At 70.6% G+C, this 14802-nt stretch carries 14 protein-coding genes; 7 read left to right on the top strand and 7 right to left on the bottom strand.

The features are described 5' to 3' along the window. Positions 1–38 precede the first annotated feature (38 nt). Positions 39–617 (top strand): superoxide dismutase [Fe], encoded by a 579-nt coding sequence (gene sodB / locus BAMB_RS13090; protein ID WP_011657740.1) that lies wholly within the window; start codon positions 39–41, stop codon positions 615–617. A gap of 110 nt (positions 618–727) precedes the next feature. Here the strand turns inward: sodB and chrA are convergent, their stop codons facing one another. Next, a complete protein-coding gene (gene chrA, locus BAMB_RS13085; RefSeq protein ID WP_041491252.1) occupies positions 728–1939 on the bottom strand; it encodes a chromate efflux transporter in 1212 nt (403 codons plus the stop codon). A 117-nt stretch (positions 1940–2056) separates the two neighbouring features. After that, positions 2057–2764, bottom strand: a complete 708-nt coding sequence (locus BAMB_RS13080) for a Crp/Fnr family transcriptional regulator (protein WP_011657738.1) — start codon at positions 2762–2764, stop codon at positions 2057–2059. Between the two features lie 81 nt (positions 2765–2845). Between BAMB_RS13080 and BAMB_RS13075 the strand changes: the two genes are divergently transcribed. The 3 genes from BAMB_RS13075 to BAMB_RS13065 all read left to right on the top strand — a co-directional run bounded on the left by BAMB_RS13075 (position 2846) and on the right by BAMB_RS13065 (position 5125). Continuing rightward, a complete protein-coding gene (locus BAMB_RS13075; RefSeq protein ID WP_011657737.1) occupies positions 2846–3370 on the top strand; it encodes an Mpo1 family 2-hydroxy fatty acid dioxygenase in 525 nt (174 codons plus the stop codon). Next, complete coding sequence (locus tag BAMB_RS13070) at positions 3363–4418, top strand: 2-dehydropantoate 2-reductase (protein WP_011657736.1); 1056 nt, start codon at positions 3363–3365, stop codon at positions 4416–4418. The genes BAMB_RS13075 and BAMB_RS13070 overlap by 8 nt, the downstream gene beginning before the upstream one ends. Before the next feature lie 92 nt (positions 4419–4510). Then, positions 4511–5125 (top strand): class I SAM-dependent methyltransferase, encoded by a 615-nt coding sequence (locus BAMB_RS13065; protein WP_011657735.1) that lies wholly within the window; start codon positions 4511–4513, stop codon positions 5123–5125. Positions 5126–5140: 15 nt separating this feature from the next. Here BAMB_RS13065 and BAMB_RS13060 read toward each other — a convergent pair whose 3' ends face one another. Further along, positions 5141–6415, bottom strand: coding sequence for an EAL domain-containing protein (locus tag BAMB_RS13060; RefSeq protein ID WP_011657734.1), 1275 nt, complete (start codon positions 6413–6415; stop codon positions 5141–5143). Positions 6416–6604: 189 nt separating this feature from the next. Beyond that, on the bottom strand, positions 6605–8041 hold the full coding sequence (gene mdtD / locus BAMB_RS13055) for a multidrug transporter subunit MdtD (protein WP_041491251.1): 1437 nt from the start codon (positions 8039–8041) through the stop codon (positions 6605–6607). 297 nt (positions 8042–8338) lie between these two features. Between mdtD and BAMB_RS13050 the strand changes: the two genes are divergently transcribed. Further along, on the top strand, positions 8339–8662 hold the full coding sequence (locus BAMB_RS13050) for a DUF2917 domain-containing protein (RefSeq protein ID WP_011657732.1): 324 nt from the start codon (positions 8339–8341) through the stop codon (positions 8660–8662). Here BAMB_RS13050 and BAMB_RS13045 read toward each other — a convergent pair. Further along, positions 8635–9867: a citrate/2-methylcitrate synthase gene (locus tag BAMB_RS13045; RefSeq protein WP_011657731.1), complete on the bottom strand. Its 1233-nt coding sequence runs from the start codon at positions 9865–9867 to the stop codon at positions 8635–8637. The genes BAMB_RS13050 and BAMB_RS13045 overlap by 28 nt on opposite strands. A gap of 139 nt (positions 9868–10006) precedes the next feature. Here BAMB_RS13045 and BAMB_RS13040 point away from each other — a divergent pair, with 139 nt between their 5' ends. Beyond that, entirely contained in the window at positions 10007–11398 is a 1392-nt protein-coding gene (locus BAMB_RS13040; RefSeq protein WP_011657730.1) for a CoA transferase, read from the top strand. Positions 11399–11419: 21 nt separating this feature from the next. Here BAMB_RS13040 and BAMB_RS13035 read toward each other — a convergent pair whose 3' ends face one another. Then, the gene (locus BAMB_RS13035) at positions 11420–12166 is read right to left on the bottom strand and encodes a GntR family transcriptional regulator (RefSeq protein WP_034177022.1); all 747 of its coding nucleotides are present in this window, start codon (positions 12164–12166) and stop codon (positions 11420–11422) included. 166 nt (positions 12167–12332) lie between these two features. Here BAMB_RS13035 and BAMB_RS13030 point away from each other — a divergent pair, with 166 nt between their 5' ends. Then, complete coding sequence (locus BAMB_RS13030; RefSeq protein WP_011657729.1) at positions 12333–13178, top strand: aldo/keto reductase; 846 nt, start codon at positions 12333–12335, stop codon at positions 13176–13178. A 25-nt stretch (positions 13179–13203) separates the two neighbouring features. Here BAMB_RS13030 and BAMB_RS36310 read toward each other — a convergent pair whose 3' ends face one another. Next, a complete protein-coding gene (locus tag BAMB_RS36310) occupies positions 13204–14790 on the bottom strand; it encodes a hypothetical protein (RefSeq protein ID WP_041491390.1) in 1587 nt (528 codons plus the stop codon). Positions 14791–14802 lie beyond the last annotated feature (12 nt).

Below are 14802 nucleotides of genomic sequence, written 5' to 3'. Positions count from 1 at the left end.
CAATACAGCCCCCCTACATACTCAACGAAGGAATCGCCATGGCTCATACGCTCCCGCCGCTCCCGTACGCTGAAGACGCACTCGCGCCGACCATCTCGAAAGAGACGATCGAGTACCACTACGGCAAGCATCACCAGGCTTATGTGACGAACCTGAACAACCTGATCCCCGGCACGGAATTCGAAAACCTGCCGCTGGAAGAGATCGTGAAGAAGTCGTCGGGCGGCATCTTCAACAACGCCGCGCAAATCTGGAATCACACGTTCTTCTGGAACAGCCTGTCGCCGAACGGCGGCGGCGCACCGTCGGGTGCACTGGGCGACGCGATCAACGCGAAGTGGGGTTCGTACGACGCGTTCAAGGAAGCGTTCACGAAGGCTGCGGTCGGCACGTTCGGTTCGGGCTGGGCATGGCTCGTGAAGAAGGCCGACGGTTCGCTCGACATCGTGTCGACGAGCAACGCCGCAACGCCGCTGACGACGGCCGACAAGGCGCTGCTGACGATCGACGTGTGGGAACACGCGTACTACATCGACTACCGCAACGCACGTCCGAAGTTCGTCGAAGCGTTCTGGAACATCGTGAACTGGGACTTCGCAGCGAAGAACTTCGCGTAAGTCCACGTGTCCTGCGCGCCTAAGCGGCGCGCGGCACCGTAAAAAAAGCCCTCGTCACGAGGGCTTTTTTGTTTTCGTCGGACGTGAATCGACACCCGACATTCGCCGGATCAGGCAATCACCCCCGCCAACCATCCGAGCGCCGCGCTTGCGATCACGACCGCCCACGGCGGCACGCGCCAGAACACCAGCGCGACGAACGCGACAAGTGCGGCCGCGAAATCGCCAGGCGACACGATCGTGTCGGTCCATACCGGGTGATAGAGCGCGGCGAGCAGCAGGCCGACGACGGCCGCGTTCACGCCCGCGAGCGCGGCCTGCATGCGCGTGCTGCGGCGCAGGCGTTCCCAGAACGGCGCGGTGCCGGCCACGAGCAGGAACGACGGCGCGAAGATCGACACGAGCGCGATCGTCCCGCCGAGCCAGCCGTTCGGCGCATCGCGCAGCGAAGCACCGAGGAAGGCCGCAAAGGTGAAGAGTGGCCCCGGCACGGCCTGCGCGACACCGTAGCCGGCCAGAAATGCCGAATCGCCGACCCAGCCCGGCGCGACGACGGCGGCCTGCAGCAGCGGCAGCACCACGTGGCCGCCGCCGAACACCAGCGCACCGGTGCGGAAGAACGCGTCGACGACGGCGAGCGTGTTCGAATGGAACGCGCGGGCCGCGAACGGCAACACGACGATCAGCGCGGCGAACAGCGCGAGCCACAGCACGCCCGCGCGGTGCGACAAATGCAGCGGCAACGGCTCGTGCGCGCCGCGCTCGGGCTGCGGCAACAGCACGAGACCGGCTGCACCCGCCGCGACGATCACGGCAACCTGCAGCCACGCGGCCGGCACGAGCAGCGCGATGGAGGCCGCGATCGCCATCAGCGTGACGCGGCGCGCATCCGGGCACAGCGTGCGCGCCATGCCCCATACCGCCTGCGCGATCACCGCGACCGACACGATGCGCAGCCCGTGCAGCGCGCCGGCGGCGACCGGCATGCCCGTCGCATGCACGCCGAGCGCGAACAGCATCATCAGCAGCGCCGACGGCAACGTGAAGCCGAGCCACGCGGCGAACATCCCCGCATAGCCCGCGCGCGACAGTCCGATCGCCATCCCGACCTGGCTGCTCGCCGGCCCCGGCAGGAACTGGCACAGCCCGACGAGGTCGGCATACGCGCGCTCGGTCAGCCAGCTGCGCCGCGTGACGAACGTATCGCGGAAGTAGCCGAGATGCGCGACGGGGCCGCCGAACGACGTGAGGCCGAGCCGCAGGAACGCGACGAACACGGGCCAGGCGTGGCGGGACGGGGCGGTGACGGTCGACGTGTTCAAGTGCGGGTCGGGGGAGGGGGAAACGAGCCGCCACGATAGCGCAATGCCATGACGGCGGGAACGCAATGTTGCGGCGCTTGCTGCTATTGTTGCGGTTGTTGCGCTTGCGCGGTGGTGTCAGTCCGTGCTGGCGGGTAATCCGCTCGCGCGGCGCAGCGCGTCGACGTCGACGAGTTCGATCTCGCCGACGTGCAGCCGCACGACGCCGTCGGCCTGCAGCGCCTTCAGCAGCTGGTTGGTGGTCTGCCGCGTCAGCGACAGCATCGCCGCAAGCTTTTCCTGCGACAGCCGGATGTGCGTGCGGCCGGCGCTGATCCCGCCGTAGCCTTCGGCGATCATCAGCAGCCGCGCGGCGAGCCGCTGCGCGGCCGGCATCACGCTCATCGATTCGACGTTCAGGAGGCTCAGCCGAAGCTTTTGCGCCATCAGCAGCGCGAACTGCCGCCAGTACTGGGGCGTCGTGTCGAGAATCGCGAGCAGCCCGGCCTGCGGGACGTGCAGCAGCAGCGTGTCGTCGAGCGCGATCGCATCGTGGGTGCGCGGCTGGCCGTCGAACAGCGCGATCTCGCCGAACCACGTGACGGGCTCGGCGACCATCAGCAGCGCTTCCTTGCCCTGCGGATCCACCGCGCCTATGGTGAGGGAGCCGGCCAGCACCGCATACAGCCCGCATGGCGGGTCGCCGCGGCGGAACAGCGCGCGGCCGGCCGGCAGGCGCCGCACCGCGGCGCGGGCGAGCAGGTCTTCGCGCAACGCCGGCGGCAGCGCGGCGAACCACGGGTGCGCTTCGATCTGCGGCAGGTAGGGGGCGAGCGACGAGGGCATGGGCACGCGATGTCGGGTAGCTGACAGAGGTTCTCGGGCGTGACGCGCATCATAGCGCTCAATGATCGTTCAGGAGACACCATGAAGACCCTCGAGGACCACCTTTCCCAGTATGCGGCCTACCATCGCGACGCGCGCAACATCGCGACGCACCTGGTCGGTATTCCGATGATCGTGTTCGCGGTCGAGGTGCTGCTGTCGCGGCCGGCGCTCGGCACGCTGGCAGGCGTCGCGCTGTCTCCCGCGCTGTTGCTCGCCGTGGCGTCCGTGGTGTTCTACCTGCGCCTCGACCTGCGCTTCGGCGTGGTGATGGCCGCGCTGTTCGCGCTCGGCCTGTGGGCCGCGCAGACGCTCGCGCTGCTGCCCACCGCGCAGTGGCTCGCGATCGGCATCGGCGCGTTCGTGGTCGGCTGGATCGTGCAGTTCATCGGGCACTGGTTCGAGGGGCGCAAGCCCGCGTTCGTCGACGATCTGGTCGGCTTGATCGTCGGGCCGCTGTTCGTCGTCGCCGAAGTCGCGTTCTTCGCGGGCCTGCGCGGCGACTTGCGCCGCGAAGTCGAGCGGCGCTCGGGGCCCGTCCACGGCGGCGCGCATTCGCATGTCTGACACGTCGGCCGCGCCCGTCTGCGTGTTCGGCGCGGGCGCGGTCGGCTGCTATCTCGGCGGCCGGCTCGCGGCGGCCGGTACGCCGGTGGCGCTCGTCGGCCGCGCCCGCATCGGCGACGCGATTCGGGCGAACGGACTGACCTTGACCGACTCGCGCGGCTATCGCGCGACGCTCGAGCCGGCTCAGGTCGCGTTCTCGACCGATCCGGCCGCCGCGGCCGCCGCGCGGCTGGTGCTCGTCACGGTGAAGTCGGCCGCGACGCATGACGCCGCGGCGCAGCTCGCCGGCGTGCTGCGGCCCGGCACGGTCGTCGTCAGTTTCCAGAATGGCCTTTCCAACGCCGACGTATTGCGCGAGGCGCTGCCGCAAGCGACCGTGCTGGCCGGCATGGTTCCGTTCAACGTGATTGAGCGCGCGCCCGGCGCGTTTCACCAGGGTTCGACCGGCGCGTTCGCGGCCGATGCGTCGCCCGCGCTGCGGCCGTTCACCGGCGCGTTCGCGCGTGCCGGGCTGCCGCTCGCGCTGCACCGCGACATGCGCGCCGTGCAATGGGCGAAGCTGCTGCTGAACCTGAACAACGCGGTCAATGCGCTCGCGAACCTGCCGCTGCGCGACGAACTCTCGCAACGCGCATACCGGCGCTGCGTCGCGCTGGCGCAGCGCGAAGCGCTGCACGTGTTGTCCCGCGCCGCGATCCGGCCCGCGCGGCTCACGCCGTTGCCGGCCGCATGGATTCCCGCGGTGCTGGAGTTGCCCGATCCCGCGTTTCGCGCGCTGGGCGGTCGAATGCTCGCGATCGATCCGCTCGCGCGTTCGTCGATGTCCGACGATCTCGCCGCGCGCCGTGCGACCGAAGTCGAATGGATCAACGGCGAGATCGTCCGGCTGGCCGCGCGCTTCGGCGCGCCGGCGCCGGTCAACGCGCGGCTCTGCGCCCTCGTTCACGACGCGGAAACGGCGGCATCGCGGCCGGCCTGGCGTGGCGACGCGCTGTGGGCCGAACTGACGGCCGCGGTGACCCGCGCGGGCGGCATGCGAGCGGCGTAGCGCCACGCGCGGCGCGCCATACCACGCGCGATGCGCAGCGGCTAAGATGCGTGATGCGTCGCCCGATCAGACGCGTACGCGGAGCAATCGCCATGGTGGATCGCCCGACTGTCGATGCCTACGAAGCCCATGCCGCGCAATACGCGCAGGACTGGCTCGACGAGGCCGCCCCCGACGACATGTACGCGCTGCTCGAGCAGGTTTTCTCGCCGGGGCCCACGGCCCATGTCGGCTGCGGCGCGGGGCGCGACACCGCGTGGCTCGCTTCGCAAGGATTCGACGTGCGCGGCTACGACGCGAGCGCCGCGTTGCTCGCCGAGGCGCGCTTGCGTTACCCGTCGCTGACGTTCGAATTGGCCGCGCTGCCGGCGCTCGCCGGCGTGCCGTCCGGCGCGTTCCGGAACGTACTGTGCGAAACGGTCGTGATGCACCTCGAACAGACCGATGCGGCCGCGGCGGCCGCACGGCTCGCCACATTGCTGATGCCCGGCGGCACGGTGTATCTGAGCTGGCGGGTGGCCGGCCACGGTGCGTTGCGCGACGAGCGCGGCCGCTTGTACACGCCGCTCGATTCGGCGCGCATGCGTGCGGCGCTCGGCGCCGGCATGCAGGTGATCGACGAGCATGAAGTCGTCAGCGCGTCGTCCGGCAAGCGCGTGCACCGGCTGATCGCGCGCCGGGCTGGCGATGTCAACGGCGCCGCATGAGCGCGGCGCGCATCTTCATTCGCGGTTGAGCGCCGCTTCCCAGTTGATGTCCACGCACAGCACCTGCATGCCGGTCGCGACCGGCGCGGCGATCGATGCGGTCACGCACAGGTGCGCCTCGTTGATCGACAGGTACGGCGGCGTCAGATGCACGCGGCCCGGCGCGCGCATCGCGTGGCTGAAGTACGGGCGGCGCTCCCAGCTCGCGCCTTCCGAATGCAGCAGCGGCCGGAAGCGTTTCGCCCGCTGCGAGACGCTGCCGCGCGCGAGCACGTTGTCGCCGATCTGGCGGCCCGATGCATCGAGCAGGAAGCAGCGCGCGGTTTCCGGCAAGCCGAGCACGGCGCCGGCGGCGTCGATCAGCGGCTCGCCGGCGGCGAGCTTCTTGCTCGCTTCCTCCAGCGCGGCGACATACGGCGCGAGGCGTTCGGCCTGCGTGCGCTCGCGTTGCGCGACGCGCAGCCGCAACGCGGCCGACAGCGTGTCCATGCAGCCGGCGGCGGCCTGCGGCTGGACGGGGTCGACGCTCGGCCCCGCGAAGTACTGCCCTTGCACGAAATCGACGTCGCATTCGAGCGCGATCAGCGCGTCGCGCTCGGTCGCGAGCCCGCCCATCAGCACGAGCTGGCCGGATTCGTGCAGCAGCGACACGAGCCCCGGCAGCACGCGTTCGAGATGCGAATGCTCGCTCGCCTGCGCGAGGATGCCGCGATCGAGCGTGACGATGTCGGGGTGCAGGTGCCACACGCGGTCGATGTTCGAATGCTTCGCGCCGAAGCCGCCGAGCGCGATCAGGAAGCCGGCCTTGCGCAACCCGTCGACGATCGCCGCGTAGCGCGGCGTCTCGCCGCCCGCCTGTTCGGGCACCTCGAGCACCACGCGATGCGGCGGCAGCCCGAGCGCCTTCAGGTTCGCGAGCAGCGCGTCGCCGTAGACGGTGTCCATCAGCGCGGCCGGATGCAGGCTCAGGAAGAGCCATTCGTCGTGACTGTCGAACGCGTGGAAGTTGCCGAGATGCAGCGATTCGGCGAGCCGGCCGAGTTCGAGCAGGTCGCCGCGCCGCGCCGCCTGCGTGAATACCTCGTGCGACGCGACCTGGCGGCTTTCCTCGTCGTGCGCGCGCAGCGACGCGTGATAGCCGATCGCGCGGCGGTGCGACACCGAGAAAACCGGCTGGAACACGCTGAACACGGTGTACGCGCCGTACAGCACGGTGCGCCGCTTTCCGTCGTCACCGGCGACGGGGCGGGGCGGCTGGAAGCCGGGGGGATCGATGTCGATCATGCTCATGATGTCGGCCGAAGGGAGACTGCCAGTTTACCTACAGAATAGGCGAGCAAGAAGCATGCACGGCATCGTGCCCCGTGCGGCGGGCCGCCGCGGGCGCCGGCTGCCGCGCCGTGCAGCATGGCCGCACCGACATGGTGCGCGCCGCGCCCTCGTGGCGATCGCGGCGATCTGGACGGCGTGCGCCGGGCGTCACGCGCGTTCGGACGGGTCGGTCTTCTGCGCGCGGCCGCGGATTTCGGGGGCGAGTTGCGCGAAGATCCACGCCGACGCGGCCGTGATGATCCCCACGCAGATGAAGGTCGCATGGAACGCGGGCAGCGTATTGCTCGGCGTCACCGTGCGCAGCATCCCGGTGAAGGTCGCGAGCAGCGCACCGGCGACGGTGACGCCAAGGCTCATCGACAGCATCTGCACGAGCGAGAACAGGCTGTTGCCGCTGCTCGCGCCGCCGGTGCCGAGATCCTTCAGCGTCAGCGTGTTCATCGCGGTGAACTGCATCGAGTTGAAGCCGCCGAACAGCGCGAGGTGCACGACCTTCACCCAGACGGGCACCGTGTCGCGCATCAGCGCGAAGCTCGCCATCATCACGCCCACCATGATCGTGTTCACGAGCAGCACCTTGCGGTAGCCGTGCCGCGTGATCAGCTGCGTGATGATCCGCTTCGAGAACATCCCCGCCGCCGCGACCGGCAGCATCATCAGCCCGGCCTCGAACGCCGAATAGCCGAGGCTCACCTGCAGCAGCAGCGGGATCAGGTACGGCATCGCGCCGCTGCCGATCCGCGCGAACAGGTTGCCGAGCAGGCCGACGCTGAACGTATGGATCTTGAACAGCTCGAGCGAGAAGATCGGCAGCGGCGCGCGCACCGCGTACAGTCCGTACGCGACGAAGCATGCGAGGCTCAGGATCAGCAGTACCAGCACGGCCGCGTGCTGCATGCCGAGATCGGCGAGCCCGTCGAGCGACAGCGAGATCGCGACCATCCCGATCGTCAGCAGCAGATAGCCCTTCAGGTCGAAGCGGCCGACGGCCGGGTTGCGCGAGTCGGGCATCGAGTAGAAGGTCGCGATGCAGCCGGCGACGCCGACCGGCACGTTGATCAGGAAGATCCAGTGCCACGACGCGATCTTCACGAGCCAGCCGCCGAGCGTCGGCCCGATCAGCGGCCCGATCAGCCCGGGAATCGCGACGAACGACAGCGCGCTCAGGTAGCGTTCGGCCGGGAACGTGCGCAGCACGGCGAGCCGCCCGACCGGCAGCAGCATCGCGCCGCCCACCCCCTGCACGACGCGGAACACGACGAGCTGCTGCAGCGTATGCGCGTTCGCGCACAGCAGCGAGCCGAGCGAGAACACCAGGATCGCGCTGAAGAACACGCGCCGCGTGCCGAACGTGTCCGCGAGCCAGCCGGAAACGGGAATCATCACCGCCATCGTCAGCGAGTACGCGATCACGACCGACTGCATCCGGAGCGGCGATTCGCCGAGACTCACGGCCATCGACGGCAGCGCCGTGTTGACGATCGTCGCATCGAGCGTCTGCATGAAGAAGCCCGTCGCGACGAGCCACAGCATCACGGTGAGGTTCTTTTCGCCGGGAGCGGCGGCGGGCGGGGGTTGGAACATGGGGGCGGACCGGGGGCGCGGGACAGCCGCCATTGTAGGCAAAGCCGCCGGAACACGCAGAATGGGGGGCCCCGCCAGCCGTCAGGACATGAAACCGGGCGTACCGGCAGCGGGCGTACCGGCACTGGGCGTACCGGCACCGGGCGTACCGGCACCGGGCATACCGGCACCGGGTGGACGCCCGTCCGCCGGCGAACCGGTACAGTTCAGCCGAAAGTGTCTGCAGGCGTATCTGTCCGCGCGTCGCCGCCGTCCGGAATACTGGTGTCATCGAACCCGCGCGACCCGGAGGCCGCCATGCGCGAACTGCGACTCTACGAGATGGACGGCAACGAGCCGGCCGCGCGGTGGCGGATCGTCGATCGCACCGCGCTGCAGGTCGCGGACGGCGACCTGTGGGTGACGGTCGAGGGCCGGCCCGACGATCATTGGCTGCGCGCCGGCGAGTCGCTCTCGCTGCTGCCCGGCATGCGCGTGTGGATCAGCGCGGCGGCGGGCGGTGCGGTGTTCGCGTTCGGCCCGCAGGCGGCGCCGGCCGTGCACGCGACGCCGATCGCGTGGCGACGGTTTGCCGCATGGCGCGCCGGCCGCGCTCAGGCCGTCGCATCGCTGCCGACGTAGCGCGCGCGAGGCCGGATCAGCTTGCCGTCCGCATACTGTTCGAGCGCATGCGCGATCCAGCCCGCGGTGCGGCCGGCCGCGAACAGCGTGAACGCGGCGCCGTCGGGCAGCGCAAGCGTGCGCTCCAGCACCGCGAGCGCGAAATCGATCGACGGGCGCAGGCCGGTCGCCGCTTCCACGCGCGTGGCGAGCGCGCGAGCGACCTGGAGCGGCGCCCGGTCGGGCAGCGTCGCGTGCAGTGCGTCGAGCAACGCGCGGGCACGCGGATCGCCGTCGGGATAGAGCGGGTGCGCGAAGCCGGACAGCACCGTGCGGGCGCCGTCCGCGCGTTCGTCGTGCGCGACGCGCAGCGCGAGATAGCGGTCGAGGTCGGCGGCACGCGCCGCTTCATCGAGCAGGGCGCCCGCACGGAACGTCTCGCCGCCGTGACGCGGGCCCGACAGCGCGGCGAGCCCGCCCGCGATCGCGCCGAACAGGTGGGTGCCGGTCGATGCGATGCAGCGCACCGCAAACGTCGACGGGTTCAGCTCGTGGTCGGCGCACAGCACGAGCGCGCGGCGCAGCAGGTCGACTTCGTCGCGCCGCCGGATGCGCCACGCGGCGGCGAGCTGCCGGTGCACGGGCGCGTCGTTCGGCGTGCTGCCGGCCAGCGCGGCCGCCGTCACGCGCAGCAGCAGCGTGGCCGCGTCGAACTGCGCGTCGCGCCCCTGCGCCCACAGGCGCGGCAGCGACGCGGCCGCGGCGGGGAGCAGCACCAGCGTGCGCTCGAGCGGCGCCAGATGCGCCCAGCGGCGCGCCCAGTCGTCCCACTGCGCGGTGTCGAAACCGGTCGACGCCGGCGATGCGGCGGCCAGCCGCGCGGGCGGACAATCCCACAACCGTGCGGCCACTTCCTCGAGCGTCGCGTCGTTCGCGAGCGCGATCGCATCGGCGCCGCGGTAGTGCAGGCGGCCGTCGGCGATCTGCGTGATCCGCGATTCGAGCACGGGCACGCCCCAGTCGAGCGAGCGTTCGGCGACGCCGCCCGCGCGTTTGGCATCGGCGCGACGGCGCGCGAGCAGACGCACCTCGTCCGCGTCGTAGCGGCGGCGCTTGCTCGCGCCGTCGGGCAGCGAGCGCAGCAGCCCGCGGCTCACATACGCATAAAGGGTGCTCACGCTGACACCGAGGATGCCGGCGGCTTCCGGCGCGCTGAGGGACGTCATGCGGATCGCTCCTGTCGGGGCGCATGAAACGCGGCCCGGCTACAACTATTCGTTATGCATTGATTCGGGCAATCAAGATTGATCGCACCCGTCGCGAATTCTAGACTCGATTGAGTCTCCTCAACGGCGCGCTTACACCATGACACCCGAACTCGCATTGACCCGTTTGTGGCAACTCGCGCACGGCGCGCCTGACGCGCTGGCCCGCGCGGCCGTGACGGGGCAGGACCCGACGCTGCCGTCGACGTTCCACGTCGGCACGCTGGCCGCGGCGACGATCGCGGCAGCCGGCCTCGCGGCGGCCGAATGTCACCGGCTGCGCACGGGTGTCGCGCAGCGCGTCGACGTGTCGATGCGCGACGCGCTCGTCGCGTTCCGCAGCGAACGCTACCTGCGCGTCGACGATGGCCCGCCGCCGGAGCTGCGTCATCCGGTGACGGGCTTCTACGACACGCGCGACGGACGCTGGATCCAGCTGCATGCGAACTTTCCGCATCACCTGCACGGAATTCTCGACGTGCTCGGCTGCGGCCCGCGGCGCGACGACGTTGCCGCGGCGATCCGCACGTGGGACGGCGCGGCGCTCGATACCGCGCTGGCCGAGGCGGGCCTCTGCGCGGCATTGATCAGAACCCCTGACGAATGGGCTGCGCACGATCAGGCGCGCGCGCTCGCGTCGCTGCCGCTGTTCGAGATCGAGCGGATCGGCGATGCACCTGTCGAGGCGATCGGACACGGCGAGCCCGACCAGCCGCTCGCGGGCGTGCGCGTGCTCGATCTCACGCGCATCATCGCAGGGCCGGTCGCGGGCCGCACGCTCGCGTCGCACGGCGCGCAAACGCTGCTCGTCAACGGCCCGCACCTGCCGAACATCGCGTCGCTCGTGATCGACAACGGGCGCGGCAAGCGCTCGACGTGGATCGACCTGCGCGAGGCGGCGGGCGTCGCCGCGCTGCGCGATCTCGCACGCCACGCCGACGTATTCCTGCAAGCCTATCGCCCGGGCGCGCTCGCGGCGCGCGGGTTCTCGCCGCAGGCGCTCGCGGAACTGCGGCCCGGCATCGTCTGCGTGTCGGTATCCGCTTACGGACACGCGGGGCCGTGGTCGATGCGGCGCGGCTTCGACAGCCTCGTGCAGTCGGCGAGCGGCATCGCATGGAGTGAGCAGCGCGCGGCGCACGCGGACGGCCCGCGCCATCTGCCGTGCCAGGCGCTCGATCATGCGACGGGGTATCTGGCGGCGTTCGGCGCGATGATCGCGCTCGCGCGGCGGGCGACGGAAGGGGGGAGCTGGCACGTGCGGTTGTCGCTCGCGCAGACGGGTCGCTGGCTGCAATCGTTCGGCGTGGTGCCGGACGGTCTGCACGCACCGGAATTTACGCCCGACGACGTGCGCGACCAGATCGACCGGAGCGCGTCGCCGTTCGGCACGATCGATGCGGTGCGCCCGGCCGAACGCCTGTCGGCGACGCCGCCGTGCTTCGCCCGGCCGCCCGTTCCGCTCGGCACGGACGACGCGCGCTGGCTGTGAGCGCCGGGGGCACCGTGCCCGTTACTTGCGCAGCTCGACGACGAAGTCGTAGTAATCGTTGCGGCAGTAGGTATCGGTGAGCTCGATCGCGCGCTGGTCGGCCGTGTAGCCGATCCGCGTGATCAGCAGCAGCGCGTCGTGCGGCGCGATGCCCATCTGTTGCGCGATCTCGTCGGTCGCGTTGACTGCGCGGAAATGCTGCAGCGCGCGCACGATCGGCGTGCCGCGCGCTTCGAGATAGCTGTACAGCGAACCGCCGATCGCCTGCGGATCGGGAATCAGCGTAGCGGGGAACGTCGAGTTCTCGACGGCCATCACGATGCCGTCGGCGAGGCGCAGGCGCTTCAGCCGTGTAACGGATGCGGCCGGCGACAGCCCGAGCTGAATCACTTCGTCGCGGTTCGCCGGCTGGATTTCGCGCTCGAGCCATTGCGAGCTCGGCTTGAAGCCGCGGCGCTCGAGCATCTCGCTGAAGCTCGACAGCCGCGACAGCGGATCCTCGTAACGCGGCTGGATGAAGTTGCCGGCGCCTTGCGTGCGGCGGATCAGGCCCTGCTCGACGAGCAGCGCGATCGCCTTGCGCGCGGTGATGCGCGACACGCCGAGCGCTTCGGACAGCACACGCTCGGACGGTAGCGCCTCGCCAGCCGCCCAGCGATTGTCGTGGATCGCGTCGCCGAGCTTGCGGGCGAGCTGCAGATAGAGCGGCGTGTCGTTGTCGGGGTCGGGGCGCAGGTCCTGCCAGCGGTCGTCCGTGGGTGACTTCATGGAATGGGTATCGATCAGGTTGCCGGCCATTCTAAGTCATCATGCGGCGCCGTTATAGCCGGTTTTTGCCGTGTAATACGTGAAGGCCGCACGGATTGACTACACTGATGCGTCGTATTCGATGCTTCGGCCGCGGTGCGCGGCCACGAACCGCAGCGAGGAACGCATGACAGACACGATCGCCACGGTCGTCCTGCCGGACGGCGAGACGATTCCGAAGCTCGGCCTCGGTACCTGGGAAATGGGCGAGCGCCCCGCGCGTCCCGCCGACGAGATCGCCGCATTGCGCGAGGGTATCGCGCTCGGGATGACGCTGGTCGACACCGCCGAGATGTATGGCGACGGCGCGACCGAGGAACTCGTCGGCGAGGCGCTGGCCGGCCTGCGCGACGACGTGTTCCTCGTCAGCAAGGTGTACCCGCATCATGCGAGCCGGCGCGGCGTCGTCGCCGCGTGCGAGGCGAGCCTCGAACGTTTGCGTACCGATCATCTCGACCTGTACCTGCTGCACTGGCGCGGTTCGGTGCCGCTCGAGGAGACGGTGGAGGGGTTCGAGGCGTTGCGGCGCGCGGGCAAGATCCGGCACTGGGGCGTCAGCAACTTCGATACGGCCGACATGGCCGAGCTCATCGACGAGGCGGGTGGCGGCGCGTGCGCGACCAACCAGATACTCTACAACATCGCGCGGCGTGGTCCGGAATTTGACCTGCTGCCGTGGCTCGCCGAGCATCGGATGCCCGCGATGGCTTACAGCCCGGTCGATCACGGGCGGCTGCCGAAGCGCTCGCCGCTCGACGAGATCGCGCGGCAGCGCGGCGTGTCGGTGACGCGTGTCGCGCTTGCGTGGGTGCTCGCGCAACCGGGTGTGTTCGCGATTCCGAAGGCGTCGCGGATCGAGCACGTGCGCGACAATCGTGCGGCGCTCGACCTCGTGTTGAGCGATGACGAGCGCGCGCAGATCGACGGTTATTTCCGTCCGCCGCGCAGCAAGCGCGCGCTCGAAATGCTCTGACGGCACTGCTCAGGCGATGCGTCGGTCAGTGGCCATGGCCACCGGCCGATCCACCGCTGCCGCCTCCGCCGCCTCCGCCGCTGCCGTTGCCGACACCGTTGGCGCCGCCGCTGCCGGCGCCACCATTGCCGTTGCCATTACCGTTGCCACCGCCATTGCCGTGGCCACCGATTCCGTGACCGCCGGTGCTGCCGCCGCCGTTACCTTGGCCACCGCTGCCGCCGGCGCCGCCGCTGCCGCCGCTACCGCCGCTGCCGCCGCCGCCGCCGCTGCCGCCGCTGCCGCCGCCACCGCCACCGCCACCGCCACCGCCGCCGCCGCCGCCGCCGCCGCCGCCACCGCCACCGCCACCGCCACCGCCACCGCCACCGCCGCCGCCGCCGCCACCGCCACCGCCACCGCCACCGCCACCGTTGCCGTTGCCGTTGCCGTTGCCGTGACCGCCGTTGCCGTTGCCGTGACCGCCGCTGCCGCCGCCGTGACCGCCGCCGTTGCCGCCACCGTTGCCGCCACCGTTGCCGCCACCGTTGCCGCCGCCGTTGCCGCCACCGTTGCCGCCGCCGTTGCCGCCACCGTTGCCGCCGCCGTGACCGCCGCCGTTGCCGCCACCGTTGCCGCCGCCGTGACCGCCGCCGCTGCCGCCACCGCTGCCGCCGCCGTTGCCGCCACCGTTGCCGCCACCGTGACCGCCGCCATTGCCGCCGCCGTGACCACCGCCGCCACCGCCGCCGCCGTGACCGCCGCCGTGACCGCCACCGTTACCTACGCCATTTCCACCACCATTGCCGCCACCGTCGCCATGACCACCACCGCCGTGACCACCATGACCACCCGAAGTGCCGCCACCCGAGGTACCGCCACCCGAAGTACCGCCACCCGAGGTACCGCCACCCGAGGTACCGCCACCCGAGGTACCGCCACCCGAGGTACCGCCACCCGAGGTACCGCCGCCCGAGGTACCGCCACCCGAAGTGCCGCCACCCGAAGTGCCGCCACCCGAAGTGCCGCCACCCGAAGTACCGCCACCCGAAGTACCGCCACCCGAAGTACCGCCACCCGAAGTGCCGCCGCCGGAAGTGCCACCGCCCGAAGTACCGCCACCCGAAGTACCGCCACCAGAAGTGCCGCCGCCAGAAGTGCCACTACCAGAAGTACCACCACCCGAAGCGCCGTTACCCGAAGTGCCGCCACCAGAAGACCCATCACCCTTACCTCCGTTGCCGGACGCAGTCCCGCCACTGCCTGTGCCATTCATACCGCCGGATGTTGATCCCGTGGAACCACTGACCCCTGCGGGCCCGACCGCGCCGCTCCCGCCGCTTCCGCCATTACCCGGACTGCCACCGCCCGTGGTATTGCCGGCACCGCTGCCTGCCGCGCCGCGGCCGGCATAGACGTGTACCGCGCATGCAGCCGGATTGGCGGCGCAGGACGCCGCATCCTCGACCAGCATCATCACGGGGTCCGCGCCCGCAATCGCGTCGGGCGCGGCGCCGGGCGTCGCGTCCTGCGCACTGGCGTACGAACAGCAGCAAGCAAACGCGGCTGCGGCCAGCAGGGTGGTGTGAAAGCGCCGACCCGCCGTGCGGGACAATTGTTTCGTTCTGCTCATCATTGATCTCCC

This window comes from Burkholderia ambifaria AMMD (genome assembly GCF_000203915.1).
Taxonomy (GTDB): Bacteria; Pseudomonadota; Gammaproteobacteria; order Burkholderiales; family Burkholderiaceae; genus Burkholderia; species Burkholderia ambifaria.
Note: the sequence above shows the minus strand (reverse complement) of the source record. Positions and strands in the feature narration are given on the sequence as shown.

Bases quoted from the DNA above. Each gene is read 5' to 3' on its own strand.
- sodB (WP_011657740.1), top strand. From the start codon at position 39: ATGGCTCATACGCTCCCGCCGCTCCCGTACGCTGAAGACGCACTCGCG.
- BAMB_RS13080 (WP_011657738.1), bottom strand. From the start codon at position 2,764: ATGCCCTCGTCGCTCGCCCCCTACCTGCCGCAGATCGAAGCGCACCCG.
- BAMB_RS13075 (WP_011657737.1), top strand. From the start codon at position 2,846: ATGAAGACCCTCGAGGACCACCTTTCCCAGTATGCGGCCTACCATCGC.
- BAMB_RS13070 (WP_011657736.1), top strand. From the start codon at position 3,363: ATGTCTGACACGTCGGCCGCGCCCGTCTGCGTGTTCGGCGCGGGCGCG.
- BAMB_RS13065 (WP_011657735.1), top strand. From the start codon at position 4,511: ATGGTGGATCGCCCGACTGTCGATGCCTACGAAGCCCATGCCGCGCAA.
- BAMB_RS13060 (WP_011657734.1), bottom strand. From the start codon at position 6,415: ATGAGCATGATCGACATCGATCCCCCCGGCTTCCAGCCGCCCCGCCCC.
- mdtD (WP_041491251.1), bottom strand. From the start codon at position 8,041: ATGTTCCAACCCCCGCCCGCCGCCGCTCCCGGCGAAAAGAACCTCACC.
- BAMB_RS13050 (WP_011657732.1), top strand. From the start codon at position 8,339: ATGCGCGAACTGCGACTCTACGAGATGGACGGCAACGAGCCGGCCGCG.
- BAMB_RS13045 (WP_011657731.1), bottom strand. From the start codon at position 9,867: ATGACGTCCCTCAGCGCGCCGGAAGCCGCCGGCATCCTCGGTGTCAGC.
- BAMB_RS13040 (WP_011657730.1), top strand. From the start codon at position 10,007: ATGACACCCGAACTCGCATTGACCCGTTTGTGGCAACTCGCGCACGGC.
- BAMB_RS13035 (WP_034177022.1), bottom strand. From the start codon at position 12,166: ATGAAGTCACCCACGGACGACCGCTGGCAGGACCTGCGCCCCGACCCC.
- BAMB_RS13030 (WP_011657729.1), top strand. From the start codon at position 12,333: ATGACAGACACGATCGCCACGGTCGTCCTGCCGGACGGCGAGACGATT.
- BAMB_RS36310 (WP_041491390.1), bottom strand. From the start codon at position 14,790: ATGAGCAGAACGAAACAATTGTCCCGCACGGCGGGTCGGCGCTTTCAC.